The sequence below is a fragment of the Pseudomonas sp. BNK-7 genome, assembly GCF_048072025.1.
GTDB classification, from domain to species: domain Bacteria; phylum Pseudomonadota; class Gammaproteobacteria; order Pseudomonadales; family Pseudomonadaceae; genus Aquipseudomonas; species Aquipseudomonas danubii.
Genome location: NZ_CP182252.1, coordinates 954,120 through 966,259, shown reverse-complemented (window position 1 = coordinate 966,259; position 12,140 = coordinate 954,120). Strand labels below are relative to the sequence as shown.

The window sequence follows — 12,140 nt, the reverse complement described above, 5'->3', positions numbered from 1 at the left end:
CTTTATTGCACCTTGGGGGTATTACGCGGGCAGGGTGTTTTATGGGCGAACCGATGGGGGCGTGATCAGGAGCCGGGCTGCCGGCAAAGAGGCGGGCAAAAAAGGCCGATCCCCAGGACCGGCCCCAATTCCTGCAACAGCGAGGTTTACAGATCCAGCACCAGGCGCTGGCTCTTGCAGCCTGAGACACAGACCATCATCGAACGGTTGGCCGCCCGTTCGGCCTTGCTCAGGACCCCGTCGCGGTGGTCAACCTCGCCTTCCAGGACCCGGGTCTCGCAGGAGCCGCAAACCCCTTCGCGGCAGCTGTGGTCGATGTCGCAACCGGCCTCCAGCAGCACCTGTAACAGGCTCAGGCCTGGGGCCACTGCCAGGGTCCGTCCCGACCTTTTCAGCTCCACGCTGTAGTGGCTCCGGGCGTCGGCGCTGGCCGCGATTTCGCCGGCGCTGAAGCGCTCGACATGGCTGTGAACGTAGCCCAGGCGTTCACAGGTGCTTTCAAAGGCATCGAGCATCGGCGTCGGGCCACAGCAATAGAAGTGGGTGTCGCCGGGGTAGCCGGTCAGGTAGTCCCCCAGATCCGGCGGCAGGCCCTGCTCGTCGTTGAAGTGGTAACGCACCGGGGCTCCGAGGCTGTCGAGGCTGGCCACCAGCGCCGCTTCCTGGCGCGAGCGGGCGCAGTAGATCAGCTCGGCGGATTTTCCCAGGGCCAGCAGTTGGCGGAACATGCAGTAGATCGGCGTGATGCCGATGCCGCCGGCTACCAGCACGCTGTGCTCGGCAGCCAGATCGAGGGCAAAGTTGTTACGCGGCGCCGAGATCGACAACGCCATGCCCACCCGCAGCTGGCTATGGACGTACTCCGAGCCGCCGCGACTGTTGCGATCACGCAGGATGCCCACCCGGTAATGCCCCGGATCGCCAGGGGCATTGAGCAGCGAATAGCTGCGCACCAGGCCGTTGGCCAGGTGCAAATCGATATGGGCGCCGGCCTCGAAGGCCGGGAACCGGGTGTCGCCCAAGGGCCGCAGTTCGACGCTGATGATGCCCTCGGCTTCATAGTGCAGGCTTTGCACACGGGCCGTGAGGAGCGGGGATGTGCCCATCATTCACCTCTTTCAAGACAGCGCCGGCACGGGTCGAGCCGACCCCTGCCGGTCAGGTTCACGCCAGTTGCTTGGCGTCGATCAGTTCCAGCTGGGCCTTGGCGGCGTTCTTCAAGTAGCGCCGCAGACGCACCACTCCCAGGTCGTGCTGGTAGAGGTTCTCCCGCTGGTTGGCGTCAGCCTCCATGAACTCCAGCAGCACCCGGTCCTGCTCCAGCACTGCCCAGTGGCGCGCTTCCAGGCGGTTCTTGTAGAGGAACCGCCAGGTGTCGCGCTGCCAGCCGGTCAGCGGCCGGCAGCGCCAGTGGAACACCGCCGCCAGGGCGCGACTGCTGGGGGTGTAACTGCCGATGATGGTGAAGTTGCCTCCCGGGCCGCCGGTTTTCGGGTAGGGAATTTCCAGGCGCAGCCAGTGGCAGCCGTTGTCGAGGAATTCGGTCCAGTCGAAGTTGACCCCGCGTTGGCCTTCCTTCTCGAAGAAAAAGCCCTGGTCGGTGTCGCGGGTGACGAAGCGCGCGGTGGCCTCGCCTTCGCTCATCGAGTGGGACATCTTGTGCAGATAGGTGCCGTGCATCGGGTCCATGACGTTGTCCAGCACATAGCGGTAGTCGCCTTGCCACTCGGTGTAGCAGAGGAAGTGGCTCCATTCGGGATCAGTCAGTTGCTCCGGCAGCACCAGCTCCGGCGCCTGCTCCAGATGGGGATCGCTGGCGTTGAACAGGAAGATCGCCCCGGCCGCTTCACGGGTATGGAACATCCGCGTCGGCCGGCTGCCTTCAAGCTTGCACCCGGGACTGCCGGGCACCTTGAGCACGGTGCCGTCGCAGCGCACTTCGATGCCGTGATAAGGGCATTGCAGGCGATCGCCCAGCACCGGGCCCTGGGACAGCGGCGCGCCACGGTGCGGGCAGTGGTCCTCCAGGGCATGGACGCGGCCATCGTTGTCGCGCCACAGGGCGATCTTGTAGCCCAGGCGGCGGATGGACACGGGCTTGTCCCCCAGGTGCTCCGACGGCAGCACGGGAAACCACAGGTCTTTCAGGCCATTGGCCAGGTGTTGCTCAACAGGATCGACGGTCAGTTGCAGGTTCATTTCTTATTGTCCTCCGACGGGTCATTCGCCCAATCGAGCCATGAGGGTTTTATAGGCATCCGCCGTCCACTTGCCATGGGTCAGCGGGCAGGGTGGGCCTGCCTGGTCGAGGTGCGCCAGCAGGGCCGGCAGTTCGCTGATGCCCTTGCCGAAGGCACGTTCGATGGCGTCGCCCAGCAGATCCTCGAAGGGCGTACTGGGACGTTTACGAGCCTGATGCGGCTCCAGATAGGGTGCGCGGGCGGTCATGTCATGGGTCTCCTTTACGGGGGCTGCTCAGGCTTTGGGTTTATCAGTGAGAAATTTGCCCTGGGGCGCCTCGACGTGTGGCTGGCGCCGGGTGTGGCCGTCGATGCCACCGGCAATCGCCCATTCGGCGAACACCGTGGGCCCGGGCTCGAAGCTGCGGGGCTGCCATTGCCCGGTCAGTTGGTCCTCGTCGGCGTAGTACTCCACCAGGGCCCCGGCGGGGTTCTTGAAGTACCAGAAGAACGCCGACGACACCGGGTGCCGGCCCGGGCCGATTTCCGTGCTCCAGCCGCAACGGGAAATGTGCATGCCGCCGCCAAACACCTCGTGCACATCACGCACGGTGAAGGCCACATGGTTGAGTCCGGCCCGCGGCGCCGGCAGTTGCAGCATGAACAGGTCGTGATGGCCGCCTTCCTCGGCGCTGCGCAAAAAGGCCCCACGATCCGGGTAGCGGTCCGAGGCCTGGAAGTCGAAGCGCTCGCTGTAGAAGGCTTCGCAGGCGTTCACGTCCTTGACGAAAAACACCACGTGGCCGACCTCGATCGGTGTGGCGCGTTCGTAGATCGGCGCCGGCTTGTTGATCCGGCCCTTGGTCTGCCAGGTGTTGTGGCCACTGCACTCGATGTCCAGGGCGCGCTTGCGGGTCACCTGCAAGCGGATGGCCAGACCGTTGGGGTCGGTGCAGCCGATATACCCGTCGGCTTCGACGAAACCCGGGTCGCTGGCGATGCGCTGGCGGTACAACGCCAGGTCGGCGGCGTTTTCCACGCCCCAGACCACTTCGCGCACCGTGGAACCGGCTTCGATCGCCGGCGGCAGGCCGGGACGGTTCAGGTCCGCCAGCACCACGCGACAGCCGTTGAGGGTTTCAAAGACCACCTCATCCGCCCGGGCGCTGACCTGCTGCAGGCCCCAGTCGCGGAAAAACCGCACGCAGGTGTCGAGGTCCTCGACGCCGTAAGTGACTTCATCAATGCCCAGAACACTCATTGCGCTACCTCGTTGCCCAGACCGGCCCAGGCCAGTGGTTGTGAATTCATGCCCCAGTAGAGGCTCTTCTGTTCCATGTACTGCAGGATCCCCAGGCGGCCCTTTTCCCGGCCCAGGCCGCTGTCGCGCCAGCCGCCGAAGGGGGTGGAAATCGAGAACTGTTTGTAGGTGTTGATCCACACCGTGCCGGCCTGGAGCTTGCGGCCCAGGGCCCAGGCGCGCTTGTAGTCGCGGCTCCAGATCCCGGCCGCGAGGGCATACAGGCTGTCGTTGGCCTGTTCCAGCAACTGCGCTTCATCCTCGAAGGGCAGGGCCACCAGCACCGGTCCGAAGATCTCTTCCTGGCACACCTGCTGCCGGTTGTGCAGGCCTTCGAGGATGGTCGGCGGGTAGTAGAAGCCACGCTCGTAGGCCGCTCCCGCCAGGCGTTCTCCGCCCAGGCGCAGGCAGCCGCCAGCGGCCAGGCCCAGGGCCACATAGCGCTCTACCGACTCACGGTGCTCGGCGCTGATCAGCGGTCCCATCTGGGTGCGCTCGTGCGCCGGGTCGCCGACCCGCAGCCGGCTCGCCGCGTCCACCAGTCGGTCCATGAACGGCTGGTACAGGCGCTGGGCGACAAACAGCCGCGACCCGGCGATACAGGCCTCGCCCGAGGAACTGAAGATGCCGTACAACACCCCGGCCACGGCGTGGTCGAGGTCGGCGTCGTCGAGCACGATGGTCGGCGACTTGCCCCCCAGTTCCAGGGACACCGGCATCATCTTGTCGGCGGCGATGTGGGCGATGTGCTTGCCAGTGCGGGTGCCACCGGTGAACGAGACCTTTTTCACCAGGGGATGGCGGGTCAGGGCGTCCCCCAGCAGCGAGCCCTTGCCCGGCAGCACGCTGACCAGCCCCTTGGGCAGCCCGGCGTCGTCACAGATGCGCGCCAGCTGCAGGGCCAGCAGCGGGGTGATTTCCGCCGGTTTGACCACCACCGCATTGCCGGCCGCCAGGGCCGGCGCGATCTTCTGCGCCTCACTGGCGATGGGCGAATTCCAGGGGGTGATCGCGGCGATCACGCCCATGGGTTCGTAGACGCTCATGCTGACGAAATCCCCCCGGGATGGGGTGATGGTTTCTTCCAGGGTTTCGCAGGCGGCGGCGAAGAACTGAAAGGTCGCAGCCGCACTGGCCACCAGAGCCCGGGTTTCATTGATCGGCTTGCCGTTGTCCTGGCGTTGCAACTGCGCCAGCTCCTCGCTGCGCTCACGGATCAGCCCGGCGATGCGCAGCAGCACCGCCGCCCGCTCATGGGGTTTGCGCTGGGCCCAGCCGCTGTGCAGAAACGCCTGGTGGGCGCCCTGCACCGCCTCCTCGACATCCTGCAGATCGGCGGCATTGAGCCAGGCCACCACCTCGTTGGTGGCGGGGTAGCGGCTGGCATAGCGGGCTCCACGGCCCAGGCGCCAATCACCGGCAATGCAAATGGGTAACGACTGCTCGACGTTCATAAAAACCTCAGCTGCAAGCTGCAAGCTGCAAGCCGCAAGCTACAAGTGACGGCAAGAGCGCTGCGTGCGCTTTGACTTGCCGCTTGTAGCTCAACGCTTGGCGCTGCTCTTACTCATATGGATAGGCCGTGGGCGTGGTTGCCCAGGGCCCGGATCACGCTGTAGACGGTCAGTGCCGACGTCTTGGGATTGGCCGCCAACGGTTTGCCCCGCAGGCTCAGTTCAAAGCCGCCAAAGGCACCTCGGGCCTGGAACTGGTGGACGTTCTCGTCACTGTGGGGGTCGGCGATCAGCGTCACCCGGGTTCGGTCCAGGCCGATCCCGGCCAGGGACAGGGTGGCGGCGACGTTGGCGTTCCTCGGGTACAGCCGCGCGGCTTCCCGGGCGCTGCCCTGGAAAATCACCGTGGCTTGGCTGATGCGCTCCAGGTCGCAGGCCTGTTCGCCAGGGGTGTTTTTCCAGGCCCGGGCCGGTTTGCGCCCGGTGTAGTCCACCGAGTCCAGGCCGCCGACCTTGGCCGCCGACAGCGCGTCGATGCCGCCGATGGCCCCCGGCAGCAGCTCGATACGGGTTCGGCCGCGCTCGGCCGCGGCTTCCAGGCGCTCCACCAGGCCCGGCTGCGAGAGCGCGCCCACCGAGACGATCAGGCAGGCGATGCCCCGTTCCAGCGCGGGCAGTACGTGTTCCTCCAGGGCCTGGTGGCCGGCGCATTCCAGCAGCAGGTCGGGCCGAGCCTCGGCTGGCAGGGCGCTGAGCACCTGGGGTGGATGCTGGAAGCGGGCCAGGCGCTGACGGGCGGCGGCTTCGGAGCCGGGCGAAACGATTACCCGGTCCACCCGCAGTTGCCGGTCCTGTTCCAGCAGTTCCAGTACGCCGAGGCCAATGGCCCCGCAGCCGATCATGGTGATGTGCAACATGGCGCATTCCTCAGGCATTGGCTTTCTGGGCTTGGGTTTCGCTGTTGGGCGGCCCGGCGAACGCGGTGGCGAAGTTGCCGACGCTGAGCATGTCCACCTCCAGCAGGAAGGGGCCGGGCTCGCTCTGGGCGCGGTCCAGCAGGGCGCCGAAATCCTTGAGGTCGCTGACCCGGCCGTGACGCAGGCCAATGGATTCGGCGAGCTTGCTGTAGTCCGGTGTGTGCAGGTCGACGTAGCAGTGACGGCTGCCGTAGACCGCGTCCTGGATGTTGCGGATGACCCCGTAGCGCTGGTCGTTCATCAGCAGGATCACCAGGTTGACGCGCTCCTGGACCAGGGTCGCCAGCTCACCCAGGTTGAGGATGAAACCGCCGTCGCCGGCCAGGGCAAAGACCTTGCGCTGCGGCGCATTGACCGCTGCGGCAACGGCGGCGCCGATGCCCATGGCCAGGCCCTGGCCGATACCGCCGCCCAGGGCGTGGATACCGCAGCGCGGGTGATAGAGGGTCAGCAGGCGGTTGCCCCAGAGGCTGTTGGACAGGGTCACGTCGCGCACCCAGGTGAAGTCGCGGCCAGTGTGGGTCTGCAACTGCTCGACCATGGCCGAGTAGGGCCCCAGGTCCGCCAGCAACTGCTGGCGCGAGGCGGCGCGCACCGCCTTGAGTTCAGCGAGGAACTCCGGGTCGCCGTGCAGGCGTCCTTCAAGGCGGTCGGCCAGGCCTTCCAGGGCCAGGGCGGCATCGCCACAGACAAACAGCTCGCTGGGGTAGCTGCGGCCTTCGATGGCCGGGTTGGCGTCGATGCGCAACGTGTTGTGGGGCAGCTTCAGGCTGTACTTGAAGGTCTCGTTGCTGCGCAGGCGTGAGCCGGCGATCAGCAGCGCGTCGCAGCTTTGCAGGAACTGCTCGACCTGTTTGTTCTGCGAGAAGGCGCCAAGGCAGCGTTCATCGTCCTCGTTGACCACGCCCCGGCCCTGGGTCGAGGTGATGATCCCCAGCCCCAGGTCCATCAAGCGCTTGACCTGAGGCCCGGCGTGCCGCGCCCCGCCGCCCAGCCAGAGCAGCGGCCGACGGGCCTGCGCCAGGCGTTCGGCCAGTTGGTCCAGGGCCTCGGCGGCGGGCACCGCCACGGCCACTGGCAAGGGCGAGAGGTCCGTGGGCATGGGGATCAGGGTCGACTGGATGTCGATGGGGATTTCCACACTCACCGGCCCGCTGGGCGCGGTCAGGGCGGTCTGCACCGCCAGCTTCAGGGTACTCAGGGCGGTTTCCACGCTGCGCACCCGGAAGGCCGCTTTGGACACCGCCTTGAGCATGCTCAGCTGGTCCCGGGCTTCGTGGATGTAGGCCAGTTCCTGGTCCAGGTAGGGGGTTTCGATCTGCCCGGTCAGGTGCAGCAAGGGCGTGCCGGCGGTCAAGGCTTCGACCAGGGCGCCGGCAGCATTGCCTGCCGCGGTGCCGGTGGAGGTCAGGCACACCCCCAGGCCGCCGCTGGCCCGGGCATAGGCGTCGGCCATGTTGGCCGCCCCGGCTTCGCCCCGGGCCATGACGAAGCGGATATTGCCGCGCACCGCGAAGGCATCGAGGATCGGCATGTTGTGGATCGAGATCACGCCAAAGGCGGCCTTGACGTCGCACTGTTCGAGAAAGGCGGTGATGACCGCTCCGACGGTGACCATTGGTTCATTACGCATGGCGGCAGAGGCCTCCGGAAACATCGATATGGCTGCCCGTGGTGTAAGCGCTTAGAGGCGAGGCCAGGAACAGGATGGCTTGAGCTGCCTCGATCGGCAGGCCCAGGCGTCCCAGGGGAATCTGTTTGCGCTGGGCCAGTTGGGCGGTCCACTGCATCCAGTCAAGGTGGCGCTCCTCCCGGGCTTCGAAGCGCCGGCGCCATTGCCCAGACTCCACCAGGCCCAAGAGGATGCCGTTGACCCGGATGCCATCGGCGGCGAACTCGCTGGCCAATGAGCGCACCAGATTCAGCACCCCGGCGCGGGCCGCGGACGTGGCCACCATGTGTGGTTCTGGCTGGCGCGCCAGCAGCGAGTTGACGCAGACGATTGCCGCTGCGGGCTGGCCATCGAGCTGGGGCTTGAAGGCGTGCACCGGGTTGATCACCGAGAACAACTTGAGGTTGAACTCTTCGCTCCAGGCCGCGGCGCTGGTGTCGGCGAAGGTCGACACCCGGCCTTGCCCGGCGTTGTTGACCAGTACGCTGGCCGGGCCCAGGGCTTTCAGGCTGGCGCTGGCGAAGGCTTCCATGGCGTCGGCATCGAGCACATCGCAGACCCGCGCCAGCAGCTGCGCCTCGGGGAAACGTTCGCGCAGGCTGTGTTCCGCCGCTTGCAGGCGGCCCGGATCGCGGCCACAGAAGGCCACCTTGGCGCCAGCCTGCAGCAGCAGTTCGACGCAGGCCAGGCCGATGCCCGAGGAGCCGCCAGTGACGATGGCCGTGCGGCCTTGCAGTTGATAAAGGCTCATTTCAATCCCTCATCAAGGCGGTGACCCGCGGCAGCCCGTTGTGGGCGGCGCTGTTGTAGTTGAGCAGGCGCGACAGCTCGTCGGCGCTGCGGCGTACCTGCAGCAGCAGTTCGTTGTAGTTGATGTGGCCGACCTGGGCGGTGGCGATGGTCACTCCCAAGGCGGCGACGATGCTGCCGCTCTGATCACGCACCGGGGCCGCCACCGTGGAAATGCTCGGCTCGAAGAACCCTTCGCCGCTGACAAAGCCGCGCTGGCGGTCGGCCTGGACCATGTCGAACAGCGCCATCACGGTGTTTGGCGTGCTGGGGGAGTGCTGTTCCAGGTGTTCCTCCGGGTACAGCTCGCGCAGCTCGGCCAGGGACAAATCCCCCAGCAGCACGCGGCCGAGCACCGTGGCGTGGGCCGGCAGGCGGGTGCCGACACTGACCGCGCTGGAGAACACCGAAGGTGGCGAAACCTTGGCCACGTAGACGATCGAGCGACCGTCGCGCACCACCAGGTTGCTCGGGTAGTTGAGGCGGTCGCACAGCCGCGCCAGCAGTGGCTGGCCCAGCTCGGTGAGCTCCAGCGACGCCAGGTATTCGAAGCCCAGGCGCAGCACCGACATGCCCAGGCGGTATTCATTGCCGCTGCGGGTGACGAAACCCATGGTTTCCAGGGTGGTCAGCAGACGGAAGATGGTCGAGCGCGGCAGGGCCAGGCGCCGGGCCAGCTCCGGGGCAGTGAGGGTGCGGTTGCTGCGGCTGAACTCGCACAGCAGCAACAGGCCCCGTTCCAGGCCCGGGACTATGTATTTGTCCTGAGGGTCCTTCAGCGGATCGGCGTCGTTCATAGGGGTCTACCTGTCAGGGATTCTTCGATGGCGCAGGCCAGGCGGCCCGCCACCACCAGCGGTTGTTCGACGGGGCTGGCGTGGCCCGCGTCGGCGATCAGGTTGAAGCGCGCGCCCAGCGCCTTGGCCAGGGTCCGGCAACCCTCGGCCGGGGTGATGCGGTCGGCTGCGCCGCAATGCACTTCGCAGGGCATGCCGGGTGGGCCATGGCGCAGCAGATCGTCGCCGCACAGCAGCTCGATGGCCTGGCGATACCCGGCAGGGTTCAGCCGCGCCATGTTCCAGCGCACCCAGGCCAGGGCCTGGGGCGTGGCGGAGGGCGAGAGCATCTGGGCGCTGCGCTGTTCGGCCAGGCCGGCGATGCCCAGGCGCTCTAGCGTGTCCAGGCGTTGTTGACGCACCTGCCGGCCCTGCTCGGCCAGCGCTGGCGCGCCGTAGCCCCGGGCCGGGCTGATCAGCAGCAAGCGGCTGACCCGCCGGGCCTGGGTGCTGCGAGCCAGGGCCAGGGCCGGCAACGCGCCCAGGGAGTGCCCCACCAGCACGCATTGCTCGATCTGCAGCGCATCGAGCATCTGCAGCAGCCGGGCGGCGTAGTGCTCGGCTTTCGGCGCGGGGGGTTCCAGCGGGCTGGAGTCACCGTAGCCGGGCGCGTCCCAGGCAATGACCCGGGCCTTGGGCGCCAGGTGCTGTGCGACTTCCAGCCAGGAGGCCGCCCCGGAGCCGATGCCGTGCAGCAGCACCAGCGCCGGCCCCGCGCCGCCTTCACGCAGGGCCTGGCGGCCACCGCTGGCCGTCACCAGACGCTGGGGAAAGTCCCGGGCCAGCTGGGCTTTCAGGTCTGCCGTCGCTGCCGGTTGAGAGAGGCCTGGGAACATGGCCTTACCCGCGCTTGATCGAAGCCAGAGGGTGCTCTGGCGGGTAAGTCGGGGTGATCGGCTTCTTCGCGCCGAGCATCACGCACATCAGCGCGTCTTCATCGCCGATGTTGATCTCCTCGCGGTACACCCCCGGCGGCACCGACACCAGGTCACGTTCGTTGAGGATGGTTTCAAAGCGCTCGCCGTCCTTTTCCAGCACCAGCTTGAGCCTGCCGCGCAGGACGAAGAACACTTCCTCCACATCAATATGCAGGTGCGACGGGCCTTCGTGGCCGGCGGGGATGACCATGGTGGAAAAGGTGAAGTGCTCGGCCGGGACGGTGTTGCTGTCGTTGCTGACTCCGGTGCCGCCGGTGCCGATGTAGCGCATCTGCGCGCGGCGGTACTTGGGGTCGTAGTCGGCCTGGAACTTCAGCGCATCCCAGTCGTACTGGCGGGTTGCGTAGCGGGCGATGCGCGTGTTCATCCAGCTTTCCAGGCTGGCCCCGGCCGGGCGTTCCCAGCTTTTGGCTTGCGAGTTGGCGGATAGATCGGTCATGGCAGTCTCCATTCAGGGCATGACGAACCCGCCGTTGACCGGCAGGGTTTGTCCAGTGATGAAACGGGCAAGGTCGGACAGGGCGAACAGCACCGCGCCGCTGACGTCCTCGGGCAGTTGCGGGCGTTGCAGGGCGCGCTGTTCCAGGTACAGGCGATGGCGCGCCTCGGGTACGTAGGCGGTGGCTTCCACTTGCACCAGGCCCGGGGCGATGGCGTTGACGGTGATCCCGTCGCCGCCCAGCTCCCGCGCCAGGCTGCGGGTCATGGCGATGATCGCGCCCTTGCTGGCGACATAGGCCAACAGGTTCGGCGCGCCCCACAGCGGCGTGTCCGAGGCCAGGTTGACGATGGCCCCGCGCCCGCTGGCGCGCAGGGCCGGCAGGCAGCCCTTGGTCATCAGCCAGGTGCCGCGCACGTTGACCTGCATCACCTGATCCCAGGTTTCCAGGGTCAGTTGCTCGCAGCTCTTGCCCCCGGAATGGGTTATCGAGGCGTTGTTCACCAGGCCGTCGAGGCCACCCAGCAGCTCCACGGCGGCGTTGATACAAGCGTCGATGGCGTCGGGGTTCGCCAAGTCCAGGCTCAGGGCGCGGACATCCAGGCCCTGGTGGCGCAGGTCGACGGCGGCCTGTTGCACCCGCTGCTCCAGCACATCGGCAATCACCACCCGGGCTCCGGCGCGGGCGATGGCTTCGGCGAAGGCGTAGCCCAGGCCACGGGCGCCACCGGTAATCAGGACCCGACGGTCCCGCAGCAGATCGTTTGGGGTGTTCATCATTGGCTACTCAACATGGCTTTGGGCAGGTAGTGCAGGACGCGTTTTTCCGCCCAGACCACGGCGCCGTAGGCGATCACCCCGATCAGCGTCAGCATGACGATGGCGACGAACACCCCGGCGGTGTTGCCCTGGCCCTCGGCGTCCACCAGGAGGAAGCCCAGGCCCTGGTTGCCGCCCACCAGCTCGCCCACCGTGACCCCGATCACCGCCAGGGTCGAGGCGATGCGCAGGCCGGAGAACAGCGCGGCCATGGCCGAGGGAAACTCCACCAGGCGGAAGATCTGCCAGCGGCTGGCGCTCATGGTGCGCACCAGATTGATCATGTCCGGGTCCACGGTGCGGATCGCCGACAGCACGTTGATCATCACCGGGAAGAACACGATCAGGATGGCGATCAGGATCTTCGGGTAGACGGTGTAGCCCAGCCACATCACGAACAGCGGGGCGAAGGCCACCTTCGGCGCGATCTGCAAGGCCAGGATGTAGGGCGAGAGCACCGCCTCGGCGGTGGGCGACAGGCCCAGGGACACGCCGATGGTCAGGCCCAGGAAGGCGCCGAGGGCGAAGCCGACGATGATTTCCAGGGCGGTGACCAGGGTGTGCTGCCAGAGGTTGCCGGTCTGCCACATGACCAGGCTTTCCTGGGCCACGCGGCTGAGCTTGGGCATGACAAATTCCGGCATGCCCAGCAGGCCCGGGCCCCACTGCCAGAGCAGCAGGAACACCAGCAGCAGCGCGGCGCTGCCGAGCACGGAGTGATTGAGGGTTTTCATCC

The 12,140-nt window shown here is 67.0% G+C and carries 13 protein-coding genes; all 13 read right to left on the bottom strand.

Annotation, left to right across the window (positions count from 1 at the left end; all coding sequences use genetic code 11):
- Positions 1–146: 146 nt before the first annotated feature.
- Positions 147–1,106 carry a PDR/VanB family oxidoreductase gene (locus ACMGF8_RS04540; protein WP_416758824.1) on the bottom strand — a complete coding sequence of 320 codons (960 nt, stop codon included), beginning with the start codon at positions 1,104–1,106 and terminating at the stop codon, positions 147–149.
- Between the two features lie 58 nt (positions 1,107–1,164).
- Complete coding sequence (locus tag ACMGF8_RS04535) at positions 1,165–2,199, bottom strand: aromatic ring-hydroxylating oxygenase subunit alpha (RefSeq protein WP_115581240.1); 1,035 nt, start codon at positions 2,197–2,199, stop codon at positions 1,165–1,167.
- A gap of 21 nt (positions 2,200–2,220) precedes the next feature.
- On the bottom strand, positions 2,221–2,448 hold the full coding sequence (locus ACMGF8_RS04530) for a recombinase-like helix-turn-helix domain-containing protein (protein ID WP_416758822.1): 228 nt from the start codon (positions 2,446–2,448) through the stop codon (positions 2,221–2,223).
- 27 nt (positions 2,449–2,475) lie between these two features.
- On the bottom strand, positions 2,476–3,441 hold the full coding sequence (locus ACMGF8_RS04525; RefSeq protein WP_102862345.1) for a VOC family protein: 966 nt from the start codon (positions 3,439–3,441) through the stop codon (positions 2,476–2,478).
- Positions 3,438–4,934 carry an aldehyde dehydrogenase gene (locus ACMGF8_RS04520; protein ID WP_416758820.1) on the bottom strand — a complete coding sequence of 499 codons (1,497 nt, stop codon included), beginning with the start codon at positions 4,932–4,934 and terminating at the stop codon, positions 3,438–3,440. Before ACMGF8_RS04520 ends, ACMGF8_RS04525 begins: the two co-directional genes overlap by 4 nt.
- 113 nt (positions 4,935–5,047) lie before the next feature.
- Complete coding sequence (locus ACMGF8_RS04515) at positions 5,048–5,851, bottom strand: aspartate dehydrogenase (protein ID WP_102862343.1); 804 nt, start codon at positions 5,849–5,851, stop codon at positions 5,048–5,050.
- A gap of 10 nt (positions 5,852–5,861) precedes the next feature.
- On the bottom strand, positions 5,862–7,544 hold the full coding sequence (locus tag ACMGF8_RS04510; RefSeq protein ID WP_102862342.1) for a thiamine pyrophosphate-binding protein: 1,683 nt from the start codon (positions 7,542–7,544) through the stop codon (positions 5,862–5,864).
- Positions 7,537–8,334, bottom strand: a complete 798-nt coding sequence (locus ACMGF8_RS04505; protein WP_102862341.1) for an SDR family oxidoreductase — start codon at positions 8,332–8,334, stop codon at positions 7,537–7,539. The genes ACMGF8_RS04510 and ACMGF8_RS04505 overlap by 8 nt, the downstream gene beginning before the upstream one ends.
- Position 8,335: 1 nt before the next feature.
- Positions 8,336–9,169 (bottom strand): IclR family transcriptional regulator, encoded by an 834-nt coding sequence (locus ACMGF8_RS04500; protein ID WP_102862340.1) that lies wholly within the window; start codon positions 9,167–9,169, stop codon positions 8,336–8,338.
- A complete protein-coding gene (locus ACMGF8_RS04495) occupies positions 9,166–10,044 on the bottom strand; it encodes an alpha/beta fold hydrolase (protein WP_102862339.1) in 879 nt (292 codons plus the stop codon). Before ACMGF8_RS04495 ends, ACMGF8_RS04500 begins: the two co-directional genes overlap by 4 nt.
- 4 nt (positions 10,045–10,048) lie before the next feature.
- On the bottom strand, positions 10,049–10,585 hold the full coding sequence (locus ACMGF8_RS04490; RefSeq protein ID WP_060845001.1) for a cupin domain-containing protein: 537 nt from the start codon (positions 10,583–10,585) through the stop codon (positions 10,049–10,051).
- 12 nt (positions 10,586–10,597) lie between these two features.
- Positions 10,598–11,365, bottom strand: a complete 768-nt coding sequence (locus tag ACMGF8_RS04485; protein ID WP_374704515.1) for an SDR family oxidoreductase — start codon at positions 11,363–11,365, stop codon at positions 10,598–10,600.
- The gene (locus ACMGF8_RS04480; RefSeq protein WP_102862338.1) at positions 11,362–12,138 is read right to left on the bottom strand and encodes an ABC transporter permease; all 777 of its coding nucleotides are present in this window, start codon (positions 12,136–12,138) and stop codon (positions 11,362–11,364) included. Before ACMGF8_RS04480 ends, ACMGF8_RS04485 begins: the two co-directional genes overlap by 4 nt.
- Positions 12,139–12,140: the final 2 nt, after the last annotated feature.